Source organism: Bradyrhizobium diversitatis (assembly GCF_016031635.1).
Lineage (GTDB): Bacteria > Pseudomonadota > Alphaproteobacteria > Rhizobiales > Xanthobacteraceae > Bradyrhizobium > Bradyrhizobium diversitatis.
The window spans coordinates 26956-43393 of the sequence record NZ_JACEGD010000040.1 but is presented as its reverse complement, the minus strand read 5'-3'; the positions used below and the strand labels follow the sequence as shown (position 1 = coordinate 43393).

The window sequence follows — 16438 nt, the reverse complement described above, 5'->3', positions numbered from 1 at the left end:
AAAGTCCGCAAGTCCCTCCGTCTCGCCAATTGCTCCGCATCACGATAGCGCCGGAAGTGTCGCTGACGCCTCCGATATCAGTCGCCTCGAGACCTCGCGCCTGCCGACGCGGGAGATCTGCGACAGGACAACCGCAATCTCCTCGGCAACAATGGGCCATCGCACGACGTCAGAAATGCCGGCCCCCAATAGCGCATCGGCACCGATCTCGAATGCCGTCTTCGTCGCAAGGACGATCGGAATCAACGGAAGCTCGCGATGCAGCACGGTGGCCAGTTCAAGGGATTGCCCGAGCGAGCCGACCGGACCCACGACCACGAAATCGAACCGGTCGCGAGCTGCTTTGGACGCGGAACGTGCGGCCTCAGCCGTGGCGAAGCCCACGGCTTCGAAGCCGAGCGCAGCAATCATTTCCTCGTCACCGCGAAGGCGGTGAATGTCGCCGGCTACGAGCATCACGACCTTGCCCGGTCCTGTCGTATGCTCAGGCAGACGCTGCTCCGGGAGGGCCGCCGCCGTGGCCCGCGGCAACCAGACGTCGAAATGGCTGCCCTCGCCCGGACAACTGCGCACATTGATCCCCCCGCCGTGGTCGAGAACGATCTCCTTCACCGTTGCGAGTCCCAATCCGTTTCCGCTGGACCTCGTCGTGAAGAACGGCTCGAATATCCGGTCCAATGTCGGTCCGTCCATGCCCGCCCCCGTGTCCGAAACCGAAATTCGCACGTACTGGCCAGGCTCGATCTTGTCGTGGCTGAGGCAGATCGGGTCGAGCACCTCATGCAGCTCGATCTCGATCTCAATTCGTCCTGACTCCGGCATCGCGTTCGCCGCGTTGTTGCACAGGTTCATGATGACCTGTTGCAGCTGCACGCTCTCGCCAATGACGATCAATCCGGCCGGATGCTGTCTGACCACCATTTCAATCCGGGGCGGCAGCGCAACGCGCAACAGCGAGACCGTTTCGGCGACGAGCGCACCTATGCTGACGGAGTCGCGACGAATATCGGAGCGACGGCCGAACATGAGGATTTGACTGACGAGATCGCGGGCCCGGTCTGCGCTTCGCCGTATCCCGGCGAGATGGCGCACCAGTGCCGGGCTGGAGCGGGCGTGCTCCTCCATCACTTCGGCATATCCGAGGATTCCTCCCAGGATGTTATTGAAATTGTGAGCGATGCCGCTGGTGAAAGTGCCGATCCTCTCCATGCGGCGCGCCTGCTGCAAGCGCTTTTGCAGGCGATTTCGCTCCTCGTCGACACTTTGCCGCTCGACGGCATGGATGAAAGTGTCCAAGGCCATACGCAGGAGAACGAGTTCGCCAGCGTGAGAAACGCGACACTTGCAGCCGACGGCATCGAAGCCGAACGCGACCATGCGGCCTTGACGATCGCTATTGATCGCACATGCCCATCCCCCGAGACCCATGCCCTCCAGGAAGAGCTTGTTATCGCCCACGGGCATACGGCGCACGTCGGGCACGTGGACGACTCCTTCCCCGTCGACCATCCGGCAGGCCAGATCAACCGCGGCTTCAGGCCAGCCGGGCGGGAACTCCCTGCCCGGCTGATGCCAGACATACGACCGTGTGGTCGCGCCGGACACGACGACATAGACGCGATCAGATCCTGCAAAAGTTCCGAACGAAGCGATGGCTCGCTGGATTTCCGCTTCGACGCCTTGCGGCGTCGCATTGATGAAATTCATCGATATGTCCGCAATAATGTGTTCCAGCGCCGCGCGTCGATGCAGCGCGTTGGCACGTGATCTCAATCGGAGACCGAGATAGATCAGGAATGCTATCAGCGCGATCGAGGAGCCGTAGAGCATTACGCGATAGAAGCGGGCCGAATTTCGCGAGGTGACCTGCAGGTCCAGGATAGTCGCGCGCAAGGCCGCCTGATCCTGCTCGTGTCGCAGCGACAACATCTTCTTCAGGATGTTGTCGACCGAAGGCAGCAGCCGATGCAGCAAACGGCCATGGGCGAGGAAGGGCTCGATCTGGACCACCTGCCCGGATTCGGCCGCCTGCCCGTCCAGTTCGTCCAGGCGATCCTCGGCTTCCTTGACCGCAGTCGACGACGTGTCCAACGTCAAGTGGAGGATGGCCGTCCCCGCGGACCTGATGGCGAGGTCCAGATCGCGGCGGTCCGAATTCGCCGCGAAACGCGCGAAGAAGGACAGCGAGTTGTGCATGACCGCATTCTGGCTCTTGAAATACTCGACCAGTTGCTCCTGGCGGTCCACCGAGGCGGCGAGCCGGTTGACCATGTCGGCGGTCCGACCGTCGACCTCGACGGTTGCGCGCAAGCGGGCGATGGCCTTGTGCAGCCCATCGATCTCGCTGACCAATGGGTCATAATTGAGTAACAGGCCCGCGCGGGCGGTGAAGAGGTCACGGTACAGCGCGTCCTCGATCATGCCGAAACGATCGATCTCGATCAGTGCACGATCATAATGCTCCGCCTCCGGATTCACCGCGCGCCATGAGAACCAGGTCAGCAGAACCGACAGCCCGATCACGACCGCCGCCCATCGCGCGGCCCTCATGGCGCCGCTCCGGTCAAGGGTTTGCCACGGTAGTTGCCCGTTAAGGTTCCGAGGAAGGCAACCAGCGAGGCGACCTGATCATCGTTCAACGTCCGATCGAGCTGCGCAGCCGCCATCCGGCGCACAGCGTCTTCGAGAGTGGCGGCGCTTCCGTCGTGGAAATAGGGAGCGGTAACGGCGACATTGCGCAGGCTCGGCACACGAACCCGGAAAGGCCCGCGTGCAACCAGGGGGCGGAAGATGCCCTGACGGGCGATCAGATTGCCCCCGACGTTGACGCCTTGATGGCACGCGCTGCAACCGAAAGCCTTGAAGGTCTTGTAGCCCTCGAGTTCGGCCGGAGAGAGCGCGGATGCATCGCCTGCGAGCCACCGATCGAAGCGGCTGTCCGGCGTGAGCAGGGATCGCTCGAATGTCGAGATGGCATCGAGCAGGCTGTCGCGATCGACGTCGCGGCCGTAGGCAGCACGAAACTGCTTGTTCAGGGCCGCATCGGCCTTCAACTTCAGCACGACGTCGGCAACAGTGCTGCGCATGCTGGTGGGGCTTCTGATCGACTCCTCCGTCTGATCGGAAAAACTGCGAAAACGGCCTTCCCACGTCAGACGAAAGCTCAGAGCTGCATTGAACACGGTGAGCGTGTCGAGCTGCCCTGAGGCCGGATTCCGGCTCCTACCTCCACCCGCTCCATTGGTGCGGAGGTCGTGGCAGGATGAGCAGGCAAACCTCCCGTCGGCGGACAGCCGCGTATCGCCAAACAGGCGCTCGCCCAGAGCGAGTTTTCGGGGATCCGCCGGCGGCGGCGGCGGGATCGGCGTGATCGGCTCGCCATCGGCTTCGATCGGGGCCGTCGAAGAAGATACCGTCGACGGCCCGAGGCCGGCAAACGTTCCTGCAAGTAACACTGTTGCGCAGACGGCTGCCACAATCGATTTCATCTCAGATCGATTTCACCTTTGACTGCGTTTTCGATATCGAGACGACAAAGCCCCATGTCTCGCAGGAGACGATCATCGAGCTGACGCAGTTCGGCCACGGAGCGCCGCACGGCCCTGCGTTCGGCGATCGATCTGCCCAGCGCCAGCGCCGCCGCGCCGATCGATGCGTACCAGGCTGGGGACGATTGCGCCGGCTGACTGACGAGGGGAACGTTGGACATGAACGGCTGCGCATCCGGTAGCGGCAGTGGCCGATGCGATTCCACGTCCTCGACCGGAAGGCTCACCTGACGCGCGATCAAGCGCAGGTTTCCCCGACCCGTGTGCGCCCGATCGCTCTTCGCCCGATCGGAAACGGGCTCGAGCTCGACTTCCGCTTCGCGTTCTTCCGGCACAGCATAGTATGGATACATCGCACAAGCATAGGCGGCACAACCAGCAAGAAACTCGGCAGTCAGAACGGAGCCAACGGTCACCGTGAAATCGACAAGCGCCTTGGCCGGGACCATCGCCGATCGTGCGAGGACATTCGTGAAGCGCCTCGTCGCCTTCGGCTGAAGCGCACCTTCTTCGATTCGCGCGGGCGAGGATGAGGGCCTTATTCCGGGCAGAGATCGTTCGTGCCGCACACGTTCGTCAGGTCGCTCCTGGATCGCGCTTCGTGGACCATCGTATGTTGTCTTCTTGACCATCAGCATGATCGTCTCCATGTCGTTTGCATGGGAGACTCTGCTGCCGTCACGTTTCCATGACATTCCAACGCGGGCCAAAACGACTACATCCGTAATACGAATCCGGCACATTCGAAGCGGCGCGCCGCCGCCGAATGGGTGGCTCCTCACCCCTCCGACCGTCAAAGCCGCTCCACCGATAGCGTGAAGACATAGCCAATGCCGCGTTCGGTCCGGATGACGGACGGCACACTCGGATCTGTTTCCAGCTTGCGGCGCAGCCGGAGTACCTGCACGTCGATGCTCCGGTCGTATACATCCTCGTGCAGACGCGTCGCCTGCAGGAGATGCTCACGGGACAGCGGTTTCTGCGGCGCATCGAGGAAGGCCATCAGCAGCGCATATTCGCCTTTCGTAAGGCCGACTGGTTCGCCGTGCGAATTTGTCAGCCGACGCAGGCGCCGATCGACCTCCCAGCTGCCAAAGCGCCAGCGGCCTTTCTCGGCATCACGCTGCTGGGCCAGGGACGGGACGGCCTCTCGTCGTCTGAGAACGGCTTTGATGCGGGCGACGAGTTCCCTCAGGCCGAAGGGCTTCGTCAAATAGTCGTCCGCGCCCAACTCAAGGCCGATCACGCGATCGATCTCGTCGCGCCGATGCCCCGTCGTGATGATGACCGGCACGTCCGATTGAGCGCGTATCTCGCGTAGCAGATCCAGACCGTCCTCTTGACCAAGGCGAAGATCGAGCACCACGAGGTCCGGTGAATTGCGGAGAAGAAGAGCCGGGACCTCCTCTCGCCGCGAAGCAGAGAGGGTCCGAATGTCATGGTCTTCGAGATAGTTGGTCACCAGATGCCGCATAGTCATGTCGTCCTCGACGACAAGACAGAGTGGCACCCGGCGCTTTGAGGTGTCGCTTGGGGGCAATGGAAGATCCGACCGCATCAATTCCGAGGATGGGTGGCAAGCGCGGTCGGTCTTGCAGTCTTTTGGGTGTTCCATATCGCGGCTCCCCTGAAGATATAGGAAGGCCCCCCGAACCGCAGCACACGTTTTTGAGAGTTGCTGTCAGAAAGCATCTGGTGTCCGGCCTCTGGCAAGCGGCGAAGCGCCCCAACTCGCGATGATTACAATGGTAACAAGGCGGCTCGCACATGAGCATTGGGATCACAACCGATCACGCCGATATCAAGGCGGCATTGAGCACGGCTCAACGAACGTAACCTTCTTTCGATTGTTAGCCGAACGATATCACTCGCGAAGGAGGAGACTCGTGCCTGACAAAACGAACAGCCGTCGTGATTTTCTGAGAATCGCCGGAGCCGCCGCAGCTGGGACCATCCTGGCGCCGTCGCCGGCAACTGCCGCGCAGCAGCCCCCTCACGGAGACAGAACCATGACCAATCGCGCAAAACAGATCTTCACATCGGGACACCGCTTGGGGCTCGGCGGTGTGCCACTGGGCAACGAGTTCGAGGTCGTCACCGACGAAGACGCCATCAAAACGCTGGAAGCGTCCTGGAAAGCCGGCATCCGCTACTTCGACGTTTCACCGTGGTACGGGTTGGGCGCTGCCGAGCGGCGCTTCGGCATGTTCTTGCACAATCAGCCTCGCGACAGTTATCTGATCTCCACCAAAGTTGGAAAGTTGCTCAAGGCATCTCCAAAGAACGATGCCAGATCGAATTTTCCGTACGGAAATTCGCCGAACAACGTTGTTTTCGACTATTCGGCTGACGGCGTGAAGCGTTCGATCGAAGACAGTCCCCAGCGGCTCGGTATCGATCGCATCGACGTCGTGTTCGTGCACGATATATCCTCGGACAACAAACTGCTGCCACGCCCGTGGCAGGAGGAGTTCGCGATCGCGATGAAGGGTGCCTTCCCCACGCTGTCCAGGATGCGGGAGGAGGGCATCATCAAGGCGTGGGGGATCGGCGTAAACACGCCGGAACCGATCCTGCGCGTCATGCAGGAGGCGGACCCTGACGTGTGCCTGCTCGCCTCGCAATACTCCCTGATCGATCATGCCAATGCGCTGAACAATCTCTTCCCGGTCGCACGGCAAAAGAACATGAGCTTCGTCGTGGGATCATCCCTCAATGCCGGCTTCATCACTGGTAGTTCGCGATACAATTACGGCCAGAACAGCTGGAAGATCCCGGCGGAGCATATCGTCAAGCGAGACAAGCTGCGCGCCATCGCCAACCAGTTCGGCGTTGATCTTCGCACGGCCGCGCTGCAGTTCTCGTCAGCACCGGATGTCGCCGTATCGCTGGTCGTCGGCGCCCACACGGAAGCTCAGGCCCTGGCCAATGCCAGCTCGATGATGGCAACCGTTCCTCCGGGCTTTTGGGAAGAGCTGAAGCGCCAGCGGTTGATCGAAGACAACGCGCCGCTGCCCCAGTTCCCCGCCTAGCGCCCGCCAACTCGCCGCTCTGCAACAGCGGCCCACGATGCCCTCCGCTGTTGCTGGGCGCCCTCGGAACCGAGCCGCTGCCGCTGCCGAGGCGTCGCTGGTGCCTCCGAGGGGCCCACTGACGATCTACTACCCGGGCCGGCGCCAGACGCCGCCGGGGCTCCGGCAGTTGATCGACACGATCAGGGACATGGAGCGCCTGCCCAAGCTGGCCTGATCGTCCCCATCCGCGTCGCGAAAACAATCATCGCGCGGCGAGCTCCATTCCATCGCTTCCGCCGCGGCCTTCGCCGCCGATCGAACCCGGCGTTTGACCGAACCGGCAGCGGAACCTGCGATGAAAGTTGGTATAGTCGCTGTAGCCGGAGGCGTAGGCGATATCACTGATGGACTGGCTGGTTCTCAAGGCCGACCTGCGCTTCAAGAGGGCAAGGGCATGATCGAGACGCACTGCGTTGATGAATTGAGTGCACGTCGAATGTCTCTGCGTGAAGAGTTTCTGGAGATAACGCAAGGAAATTCCGGCCTGGTCCGCGACATCGCCGGGGCCGAACGCCGGATCGGCAAAGCCGCCCCTGACGATTGCACAAATTCGCGCGAACAGCTTGTCGGTATGGCGGAGAACGTCCTCACCTTCGGATGGCGCAAAAAGTGCGCCGATCAAATCGTAGATGGCCAGACGCATATAGGCATCCGCCGCAGTTGATGGACAGGCCCCGTTTTCGACGTCCTCATGAAGCAGCTGGCGGAGCAAACGCGCGGCGGTCGTGCCCCTGCCCTCGCAAGGGCATTGCGGCTCCGACCCGAGATGAGACGTCACCGATCGACGCGACAGTTGCAGCGAAGCCCAATGGCCACCCGCCTCGGCCAGATACGTGGTGGGCAGCGCCGCATCGACGAGCGCAACGTCACCGACGTCAAGCTCCGTCGTCCGATCGTTCTGCACGACCATCGATCGGCCGGTCATCTGAAACAGGACATAGTAGTGGTCGATTGCGTCGGCACGGACGTCGCGATGCGTGCGCTCGAGTGTTCGGGCATTGAAACTCACGTCCACGGCCTTGAAACCGCAGATATTTCGCGCGCGCGCCCGGCCCGAAAAGGCCTCCGGATCGATTCCGCCGGGACTGTAGCGCCCGCAAATCGTACGGACCGCATCCCGCCACGCATCGTAATCCAGACTTGGCGCGCCGAAAAAGTCGTCACTCACACCGCCCGAATGCATGGCCATCCTCCTGGGAGGCCGAAGTCTAGTCAGCAGAGCACCCGGACCAAAGTGGACATCGCATCACGATCGTTCACGACACAGGCACTCCACACAGCAGTAGGACATCAAGCCGGTGGTCTCCGTCCAAGCAGAAAGGGCGCGGCAGTCCAGTGACGTGAGTCTGGCGCCGTCCCTATTCTGGTCACTCGCCAAGGTCGCCGTGCCAGCATCGACGGCGACATATCGGTCATCCTCGGAGAGTCCCGTCATGTCATCGAGCATCCTAGAACGCCTGGAAGCGGCCGTTGTCGAGGACGCCGCCAATGGGCTGTTTCGTTGCGACCGCGAGATCTTCACCTCCGCCGAATTCTTCGAGCTGGAGATGAAGCACATATTCGAGGGGAACTGGGTCTATCTCGCGCACGAAAGCCAGATCGCCAACAACAACGACTATTTCACCACGTGGATGGGGCGCCAGCCCGTCTTCGTCGCACGCAGCAAGGACGGCGCGATCAACGCATTCATCAATGCGTGCAGCCATCGCGGCGCAATGCTCTGCCGCTACAAGCGTGGCCGCAAGATCACATTTGCCTGTCCGTTTCACGGCTGGACCTTCAGCAGTTCGGGCAAGCTACTGAAGGTCAAGGATGCGGACGATGCCGGATATCCGGAGCAGTTCAACAAGGCGGCCTCGCATGATCTGAAGGCGATTGCCAGGCTCGACAATTATCGCGGCTTCCTCTTCGGCAGCCTCAACCCCGCGGTGAAACCGCTGACGGAATATCTCGGCGAGGCCAGAAAGATCATCGACCTGATGGTCGATCAATCTCCCGACGGCCTCGAGGTCCTGCGCGGCTCATCGACCTACATCTACGACGGAAACTGGAAGATGCAGGCCGAGAATGGTGCCGACGGCTATCATGTGTCATCGGTCCACTGGAACTACGTGGCGACGACGAGCCGTCGCAACGCGGCGACGGACAGCATCAAGGCAGTCGACGTCGGCAAGTTCAGCAAGCAGGAGGGCGGCTACTATTCATTCGCAAACGGCCATCTGGTGCTCTGGTCGAGATGGGCCGACCCTACATCACGTCCGCTTTACGCGCATCTCGACGATCTCACGGCGAGACATGGACGGGCCAAAGCGCAATGGATGGTCGAAAACCTTCGCAATCTCTGCGTCTATCCAAACCTTTACCTGATGGACCAGATGAGCTCCCAGATACGCGTGGCCCGGCCGCTGGCAGCGGACAAAACCGAGGTGACGATCTACTGCATCGCGCCGAAGAACGAGCCGCCGGCAGAGCGGGCACGACGCATTCGTCAGTATGAGGACTTCTTCAACGCCAGCGGCATGGCAACGCCTGACGACCTCGAGGAATTCCGGGCATGCCAGCAGGCCTACATGGCAAGAACCATGCGTTGGAACGACCTGTCGCGCGGCTCGTCGCAATGGATCGAGGGAGCGGACGAAGAAGCCAAGGCCATTGACCTTCATCCACTGAGGAGCGGCACCAAGACCGATAGCGAAGGTCTTTTCCTCGTCCAGCACAGCTACTGGCTGGACACGCTGCGACAAGCGGTACTGCACGGAGACGGAACTTGAGCACGCCACGGCGGCACCAGCCGTCTTCGTGACTATCAAGGCAACAGGAGCACGACATGTCAAAGAACATCGAAGGAAAGATCGTCGCAATCACCGGCGCTTCGAGCGGGATCGGCGCGGAGACGGCCAAGCTGCTGGCGTCCAAGGGGGCGATCGTGGCGATAGGCGCCCGCCGCCGCCAACGGCTCGACGCGATCGTCGCAGAGATCGATAGAGCGGGCGGGAGAGGCAAGGCCTATACCGTCGACGTGGTGAAACGGGTCGACGTCGCCAACTTCATCGAGGGCACAGTGAAGGATTTCGGCCGCATCGACGTTCTCGTGAACAATGCCGGCGTCATGCCCGTCGCTGCGCTGTCCGAGTGCCGCATCGACGAGTGGGACCGCATGATCGACGTCAACATACGTGGCGTCCTCCACGGCATTGCGGCGGCCCTGCCCGTCTTCCAGAGGCAGAAGTCAGGACAATTCGTCAACCTGAGTTCCGTGCTGGGCTTCAAGGTCTTCGCGCCGGGCGGGACCGTCTACTCGGCAACGAAATTTGCGATCCGGGCGATCTCCGATGGCCTACGCGTCGAAGCTGGGGATGGGATCCGGGTCGCATCGATCGAGCCCGGCATCGTCGATAGCGAGCTCAAGCACAACACCACCGGCGCCGCAAAGGACATGGTGATGGGCTTCTACCGGCAAGCAATTCCGGCGGAGTCCGTGGCAAGGGCGATCGCATATGCGATCGAGCAGCCGGCCGACGTGGATATCAGCGAGATCGTGGTCCGCTCCACCGGTCAGCCGCTGTAGATGGCGGACAATCGGCGCACGGCTGCCCGCTACGTCAGGAGCAAGGGTGGCCGCATCGGCGGCCAAGAGAGCTTCAACCTCGTCGCCGGTCGCTCGTTGGCGGCCGGCGACACCCCACACAACTGTGCGCAGCGCTGCTGGAAAGCCGCCAGGCTTGCGACAGCGCTCGGCGCGACTTCATGGCGATGAAGCATGACCACCATCACCCGACCCGATCTCGAAGCATTTCTCTATGCCGAGGCCCGCGCCCTCGACGATCGCGACTGGGACACCTGGCTGACCTTCTATGCTCCGGATGTGCGGTTCTGGATGCCAGCCTGGGATGACGACGACTGCCTGGTCGAGAATCCTCAGACCGACATTTCCCTGATCTACTACCCCAGCCGCAGCGGCCTCGAGGATAGGGTCTTCCGCATCAAGACCGAACGGTCGAGCGCCAGCACCCCGGAGCCGCGCACGCTCCACAATATCTCCAATATCGAGATCACCGCTAAAGCAGACGGAATCGTCGATCTCCGGTTCAACTGGCTGACGTTGAGCTATCGGTACAAGACGATCGACAACTATTTCGGCGTGTCGTTCTACACGATCGACGCGACGGGGCATCGTCCGCTGATCAAAGCGAAGAAGGTCGTGCTGAAGAACGACTACATTCATCACGTGATCGACATCTATCACATCTGACGTCGCCGGGCAGGTCGACGGCGCATGCTTCGACATGAAGGGAGATGCCGTCCGGCTTAGCCTTGGCGGCACCCGAGTTCAGGATTTCCTCCGCATATCCCCGATCGTGCCAAAGCTTGGTTCGGCTTGGCCATCCGACAGCCATCTCGTCAACGCGGCAGCCGAAAGCGCGCGGCCCAGGCGCGCTGACTGACCGCACCACAGCGGGGTGAAATCCGTGCGCCCTTGACGTTCGGATGCAGCACGCAACGGCGCCAGCGGAGCCGCCGGAACGGGGAACTCGGGCATGTCGATCCCGATCGGGCCAAGCTCTCGAACGACCCGCGTGTCGCATACGCGCGCCGGCCGTCCGGTGAAGATGTTGGTGATCACCGTTTGCTCGGGCGGCGTCGAGCGTGCCGCCTCTCGATACAGAGGGGAGACGTTCGCTTCCTCGCAAAACAGAAAGGCGGTACCGACCTGGACGCCCGAAGCCCCGAGTGCGAATGCTGCAGCAACTCCCCTGGGATCGGCGATGCCCCCGGCTGCTATGACAGGTACCCGTACTGCATCGACGATTTGCGGAACGAGGGCCATGAGACCGACCTGCCGAGTGGGATCCCGGTGCAGAAACGTGCCTCGATGCCCACCGGCTTCAAATCCCTGGGCAATAATCGCATCACAACCGGAATCCTCGAGCCACAACGCCTCTTCGACGATGGTTGCCGACGACACGATCTTCGCACCCGTCCTGCGCACTCGTTCGAGCAGGTGCTTCGGCGGAAGACCGAAGTGAAAACTGACAACCTCCGGCGAGATCTCCTCCAGCAGATCGCAATGTGCGCTCCCGAAGACCGGAATGGGAGAGCCGGAGCCGGAGGCGGACTGCTCGGAGGTCAGCCCGAGTTCGCGATAGTACCGCGTCAGACGCTGCAACCAGGCCTCCTCACGCCGCCGGTCCCGTGTGGGCGCCTCATGACAAAGAAAATTCATGTTGAGCGGCTTCGGCGTGCGCCGCCGTATTTCACCGACGATGCTACGGGTTTGTTCCGCACTGAGACCGGACGCGGGAAGCGAGCCGAGACCACCTGCTTCGGCAACTCCGATGACCATGTCGGTTGTCACTATGCCGAGCATCGGAGCCTGGATGATCGGCAGATCAATTCCGAACAAGTCAAGTATGGGTCGAGGATAAACGCTCAACACTCTCTCCCGTATCCTGACACCCGGAGATCCCTCCGGTGGTCACCAACGTCCGGCGTTGGCGCCGCCATCGACGTGCAATATCTCCCCGGTCACGAAGGATGCATTGTCGAGGTAGAGGACCGCGTCGACGATATCCTGAATTTCCCCAATGCGCCCGATCGGGTGCATCGTCGCGAGAAACCCATGGCTCTCGGGGGCATGCATCGGCGTACGAACCACGCCGGGAGCTACCGCATTCACACGGATGCCCTTATCCGCGTATTCGATCGCAAGCGACCGTGTCGCCGCGTTGACGCCACCCTTGGTGATTGCCGTCAAAGCCGCGGGCAATCCTTTCACCGGCTGCTCGGCCAGGAGACTGGACGTAATGTTGATGATGTGGCCGCTCGCCTGACGAAGCATCTGGGCAATGGCCAGCTGCGAGATGTGAAAGAAACCTCCGAGATTGACCTGGACGAGGTTCGCAAACTCGCCTTCCGTGTACTCGGTGAAGGGCTTCGACAGGAAGGCACCGGCATTGTTGATCAGGGTATCGAGGCGGCCGAAGCGCTCTCTTGCCGCCTGGATCACGAGCCTGGCGGTTTCGGGCCGTGAGACGTCGCCGGCCACCTCGACAAGATCTGGCCGGCCGCTGCTGGTGATGTTTCGCGAGCAGGCGACGACGCGGTAGCCGTTGTCGAGGAATTTCTCGACTATTCCGGCGCCGATGCCCCGGGATGCCCCGGTCACCACAGCCACTTTCTCCGAATTGCTCATCGTTCCTCTCGCATCGAGACAATCGCACTCGGGCCAGCGTGACAAGATCGGCGATATCCGTCTTGGCAGTTTCGGACGGCTGCGTCAGGTTTACGTGACAGACGTAAATCGCTCATGTCTCGGCGCGCTTCCGTGGTGCCTGCGGGACGCTGCGACCGAACAAAGCCCACGCTCCGCCGGTTAGAATGCCTCAACCGGGGGAGTGAACAGATAGCCGATAGCGCGTTGGGTCTTGATGATCTCCGGCGCACGCGGATCAATCTCGAGCTTGCGTCTGAGACGCCAGACCCGCACATCGATGCTCCGATCGAACACATCCTCGTGGATTCGGGTCGCATGGAGCAATTGCTCGCGCGAGAGCGTCTGCTGCGGTGCTTCGAGGAAAGCGACGAGCAGGACGTATTCGGCTTTCGTCAGCACCAGGGGACTTCCGTCGGGCCTAACCAGCCGCCGGGCGCGGCGTTCGAGCGTCCACCCGCAGAACCTGAACCCGCCGCGCTGCGAGCCGTTCGTCCGAGCCGTCCGGCCGCAGTTCTGCCGCCGAAGCACGGCGCGAGCGCGCGCGAGCAACTCCCTCAGGCCGAAGGGCTTGGCGATATAGTCGTCGGCCCCGAGCTCGAGGGCAATTACGCAACTGATCTCGTCGCAGCGGTCGCCGGTCGCGATAATGGGAACGTCGAAGCGGGATCGAAGCTCCCTCAAAAGGTTCAAATCGCTGTCCTGGCCCAGTTGCAGGTCGAGAATGAGCAAGTCTGGATGATTGCAGGCGAAGTATCGACTGATCTCATGCCGGCGGCAGATTGAGTGAACGGCAAATTGATGATCTTCGAAAAGATTAACGACCGACGAGCGCGTTTCCGGGTCGTCCTCGACAAGGAGGATATTGTGCGCGGCGCTGGCGGTTGCACCCGCACTGTCGCGAATCCGAGCCAAGCCGGAGTGGGCGGAGGTCTTCTCCGCCGCATTCTCAACCGGCCCGGGGGCTCTCAGGGGAGCCAACATGTTTCACCTTCGCTCGAAACAACCAATGCGTTTCAGCTAGGTGAACGTTCAAGACCGTTCTTGGCCGTTTCGGAAGTCCGCATCAACTAATTGCGATCGACCGTTCTGGCCGTTCGCTGGATGATGAGGTTGGCTTCGTCCATTCCGTCGGCGCCGATGCGTAGCTCGCGCGTGAAGAATTGCGTCGGTGCCTCGCCCACGAGATCATGGAACTCGCCGATGAGATGGGCCTGATCGGAAAGACCACAGGCATGGGCGACCTGCGCCCAGGAGCGGTCGAGGCGCCGCTCGGCGAGAATTCTCTGAAACCGCGCAAGGCGCGCAAACCGCTTCGGGCTGAGGCCGAAGGCTCTCTTGAAGCCGCGTGACAGGTTGCGCTCGCTGGTGCCGAGCAGCGCGGCCAGCGTGCTGACGGGCATGGCCGGATTTTTTCTGAGATAGGCAGCCGCGCGGTTGGCGAGACTGTCTATTTGGGGACTCAGCTGCCGAAGCAGGAAGGCCTGGACACCGGCGATCCGCTCGTGGCTCGTCCTCGCCCCGGCGAGCAGGTCGTCACACATATCGACTTCCCAATTGCCGAACAGATCCCCGAGATAGAGACTGGCGTTCGCGAACTCCCTGAACGGAGCCTTGACGATGCGGCTGGCTGCGTCCGGCCTGAGGCAGACGATGACGGCTCCGAACGCTCCCGTGGGGAACAGAGTGAGAGCATGCGACTGAACATGGGTAGCGCATTTTGACGGAAGGACCGTCTTGCTCTGTGCAATTCTGGCCGGCTTCCGGTACTGGCCGATCAGCTGCAAGGATGTGCCGGGCGGGCACTTGATCGTAACCGACTTGGCGAAATCGCCATCGGGAATGTCACAGTCCCAGATTGCTTCGATGATGTCGGATAGTGGGAACGATCGAAAACACCTCAGAACACCAGGCTGCTCCTGCACCGAAATGGTCGCACCGCCGCCGATCGGATATTCCACAACGTTCATTCAGTATGACACTCTGTTGTCGCAGGAGGCGAGGGCTGAGCAACTGGTGAGACTATCGACGCTTCACGTAGTTACAGCCGCGACCGCGATCAACTCACGTCTCTGTCAGGCAGGGAGGGATACGAGGCCGCTCCCGGACAGAGGCAGGGCAGTCGGATCGCGGCCGGGACGGTGGAGCCGCCAAAGACGCGATCGAGGTGGTCTCACCGCAACAGTTCGGCAACGGCAGCACGCGTCGCCGCGTTCTCGTGGGGCAGACCGATCGTGATACGGACCCAGCGCTCAAGCGGCGGAAAGGCGCGGCCAATGTCGATACCTTTGCTCCGCAGGGCCGCAGCTATCTCGGTCTGAGGACGGTCGGCCTCGAAGAAGATGAAGTTTGCCTGCGAGTCGGAGTGGCGAAGCTTCAGACTGGCGAGCAACTGGTACCATTTGTCTCGCTCGGCGGCGACCTTTGTGCGCGTCGTCGCCACATAATCGATATCTCGTATGCTTGCTGCCGCCGCCACGAGGGCGAGCCGATCAAGTGCGTCGACCCGGCCGAACCCGGCCCGCTTAAGCGACGTTGCGAGCGCCGGAGGCGCCGCCGCATAGCCAAGCCCGAGACCGGCCAATCCGAACATCTTGTCGAAGGTCCGGAACACGACCACGTTCTCGCCCGCCCGAACGAGATCCATGACCGTTCGCTTCTCGAAATCAGGATCGAACTCCAGATAGGCCTCGTCGACAATGACGGCCGTTTGCTTCGACATCGCGCGAACGTGAGCGCGAAAAGCAGCCGGATCGCTGACAGTGCCCGACGGATTATGAGGATTGACGAGGTAGATCGCCCGCGTCCGTTCGCTGACTTTGGCAGCAATGGCGTCAAGATCGTTCTCAAGCCTCGAATTGAGAGGAACGCCGACCACGACCCCGCCACTTGGACGCGCCGCATCCACCAAAGCCGCATAACCCGGCTCGGAATAGATGAACTCGGCTCCGAGCGGCGCGCCCTGGGCGAGATGTGATCCGAGAGGCTTGAGGATATCGCCGATCACGATCTGGTCGTCCGGCACGCGTTCGCGCAAGGCCAGCAACTCCGTGAGTGCAGCTCCGAGATCCCCTCCATAGCGGCACAGTTCGCCAAGTTGATCGCGGACCGCCGCGAGCGCGCGGGGCGATGGGCCGAACGGGTTCTCGTTCAGTGAAAGCCGGATGAGATCCGATTGTGCAACGCTGGCAGCTGCGGGTTTTGCGAGCCCGCTCAGTGCAAGGCAGCTGGTGATCAGACAGTCGCGACGGTTCAAGGATGCGGCTCCCATTTTCAGTTCGCCAAGCCGCCACCCGGCAGGTGACGTTTGAGGCCAGGGAGCCTGAGGCACCGCGATGTCCGCATCATTGCGGATCGGCAAAATCATGCTACGGCTGCAACATTCGCAGCCTCTTTCGCAACATCGTCGCCTGTCGACTGGGGCGGCTGGCATTATGCCGTACGTGGCGGAGCGTTCCGAACGGCACCGCTGCGAGCCTGCCGCTGCGAGCCGCAGCTTCCCGCCGTTGAGCTGGTAGCCGCCGCGCACTGGGACGCGCAGCCAAGTTGGGCTGCATCCCGAATTGGCCTTGCTGCGTTGCCGCCGTAACCAATTGGAGGCGCGC

At 61.8% G+C, this 16438-nt stretch carries 14 protein-coding genes; 4 read left to right on the top strand and 10 right to left on the bottom strand.

The window, feature by feature from the left end; translation table 11 throughout:
* Positions 1–39: 39 nt before the first annotated feature.
* From H1B27_RS32385 to H1B27_RS32370, 4 genes are all read right to left on the bottom strand, one after another.
* Positions 40–2550: a two-component system VirA-like sensor kinase gene (locus tag H1B27_RS32385; RefSeq protein WP_197968850.1), complete on the bottom strand. Its 2511-nt coding sequence runs from the start codon at positions 2548–2550 to the stop codon at positions 40–42.
* Positions 2547–3476, bottom strand: a complete 930-nt coding sequence (locus H1B27_RS32380) for a cytochrome-c peroxidase (RefSeq protein WP_247800977.1) — start codon at positions 3474–3476, stop codon at positions 2547–2549. Before H1B27_RS32380 ends, H1B27_RS32385 begins: the two co-directional genes overlap by 4 nt.
* Positions 3477–3484: 8 nt before the next feature.
* Complete coding sequence (locus tag H1B27_RS40465) at positions 3485–4186, bottom strand: DUF1127 domain-containing protein (RefSeq protein WP_246515855.1); 702 nt, start codon at positions 4184–4186, stop codon at positions 3485–3487.
* 155 nt (positions 4187–4341) lie between these two features.
* Positions 4342–5106, bottom strand: coding sequence for a response regulator (locus H1B27_RS32370; RefSeq protein ID WP_061877181.1), 765 nt, complete (start codon positions 5104–5106; stop codon positions 4342–4344).
* A 328-nt stretch (positions 5107–5434) separates the two neighbouring features.
* Here H1B27_RS32370 and H1B27_RS32365 point away from each other — a divergent pair, with 328 nt between their 5' ends.
* A complete protein-coding gene (locus H1B27_RS32365; protein ID WP_197968849.1) occupies positions 5435–6580 on the top strand; it encodes an aldo/keto reductase in 1146 nt (381 codons plus the stop codon).
* 244 nt (positions 6581–6824) lie between these two features.
* On the opposite strand, the gene H1B27_RS32360 is transcribed toward H1B27_RS32365, so the two are convergent.
* Positions 6825–7805, bottom strand: coding sequence for a helix-turn-helix domain-containing protein (locus tag H1B27_RS32360; RefSeq protein ID WP_197968848.1), 981 nt, complete (start codon positions 7803–7805; stop codon positions 6825–6827).
* A 250-nt stretch (positions 7806–8055) separates the two neighbouring features.
* On the opposite strand from H1B27_RS32360, the gene H1B27_RS32355 reads away from it, so the two are divergent.
* From H1B27_RS32355 to benB, 3 genes are all read left to right on the top strand, one after another.
* Complete coding sequence (locus tag H1B27_RS32355; RefSeq protein ID WP_197968847.1) at positions 8056–9393, top strand: SRPBCC family protein; 1338 nt, start codon at positions 8056–8058, stop codon at positions 9391–9393.
* A 56-nt stretch (positions 9394–9449) separates the two neighbouring features.
* Entirely contained in the window at positions 9450–10190 is a 741-nt protein-coding gene (locus H1B27_RS32350) for an SDR family oxidoreductase (protein WP_061877184.1), read from the top strand.
* Between the two features lie 192 nt (positions 10191–10382).
* Positions 10383–10874, top strand: coding sequence for a benzoate 1,2-dioxygenase small subunit (gene benB / locus H1B27_RS32345; protein WP_061877186.1), 492 nt, complete (start codon positions 10383–10385; stop codon positions 10872–10874).
* Between the two features lie 78 nt (positions 10875–10952).
* Here the strand turns inward: benB and H1B27_RS32340 are convergent, their stop codons facing one another.
* The 5 genes from H1B27_RS32340 to H1B27_RS32320 all read right to left on the bottom strand — a co-directional run bounded on the left by H1B27_RS32340 (position 10953) and on the right by H1B27_RS32320 (position 16200).
* The gene (locus H1B27_RS32340; RefSeq protein ID WP_197968846.1) at positions 10953–12056 is read right to left on the bottom strand and encodes an NAD(P)H-dependent flavin oxidoreductase; all 1104 of its coding nucleotides are present in this window, start codon (positions 12054–12056) and stop codon (positions 10953–10955) included.
* Positions 12057–12098: 42 nt separating this feature from the next.
* Positions 12099–12815 (bottom strand): SDR family NAD(P)-dependent oxidoreductase, encoded by a 717-nt coding sequence (locus H1B27_RS32335; RefSeq protein WP_197968845.1) that lies wholly within the window; start codon positions 12813–12815, stop codon positions 12099–12101.
* Positions 12816–12995: 180 nt separating this feature from the next.
* Positions 12996–13817 (bottom strand): response regulator, encoded by an 822-nt coding sequence (locus H1B27_RS32330; RefSeq protein WP_197968844.1) that lies wholly within the window; start codon positions 13815–13817, stop codon positions 12996–12998.
* Between the two features lie 86 nt (positions 13818–13903).
* Positions 13904–14803 (bottom strand): helix-turn-helix domain-containing protein, encoded by a 900-nt coding sequence (locus tag H1B27_RS32325; protein ID WP_197968843.1) that lies wholly within the window; start codon positions 14801–14803, stop codon positions 13904–13906.
* 203 nt (positions 14804–15006) lie between these two features.
* Positions 15007–16200: a pyridoxal phosphate-dependent aminotransferase gene (locus tag H1B27_RS32320; RefSeq protein WP_246515853.1), complete on the bottom strand. Its 1194-nt coding sequence runs from the start codon at positions 16198–16200 to the stop codon at positions 15007–15009.
* Positions 16201–16438: the final 238 nt, after the last annotated feature.

Bases quoted from the DNA above. Each gene is read 5' to 3' on its own strand.
- H1B27_RS32350 (WP_061877184.1), top strand. From the start codon at position 9,450: ATGTCAAAGAACATCGAAGGAAAGATCGTCGCAATCACCGGCGCTTCG.
- benB (WP_061877186.1), top strand. From the start codon at position 10,383: ATGACCACCATCACCCGACCCGATCTCGAAGCATTTCTCTATGCCGAG.
- H1B27_RS32320 (WP_246515853.1), bottom strand. From the start codon at position 16,200: ATGATTTTGCCGATCCGCAATGATGCGGACATCGCGGTGCCTCAGGCT.
- H1B27_RS32355 (WP_197968847.1), top strand. From the start codon at position 8,056: ATGTCATCGAGCATCCTAGAACGCCTGGAAGCGGCCGTTGTCGAGGAC.
- H1B27_RS32360 (WP_197968848.1), bottom strand. From the start codon at position 7,805: ATGCATTCGGGCGGTGTGAGTGACGACTTTTTCGGCGCGCCAAGTCTG.
- H1B27_RS32325 (WP_197968843.1), bottom strand. From the start codon at position 14,803: ATGAACGTTGTGGAATATCCGATCGGCGGCGGTGCGACCATTTCGGTG.
- H1B27_RS32330 (WP_197968844.1), bottom strand. From the start codon at position 13,817: ATGTTGGCTCCCCTGAGAGCCCCCGGGCCGGTTGAGAATGCGGCGGAG.
- H1B27_RS32385 (WP_197968850.1), bottom strand. From the start codon at position 2,550: ATGAGGGCCGCGCGATGGGCGGCGGTCGTGATCGGGCTGTCGGTTCTG.
- H1B27_RS40465 (WP_246515855.1), bottom strand. From the start codon at position 4,186: ATGCTGATGGTCAAGAAGACAACATACGATGGTCCACGAAGCGCGATC.
- H1B27_RS32370 (WP_061877181.1), bottom strand. From the start codon at position 5,106: ATGCGGTCGGATCTTCCATTGCCCCCAAGCGACACCTCAAAGCGCCGG.
- H1B27_RS32335 (WP_197968845.1), bottom strand. From the start codon at position 12,815: ATGAGCAATTCGGAGAAAGTGGCTGTGGTGACCGGGGCATCCCGGGGC.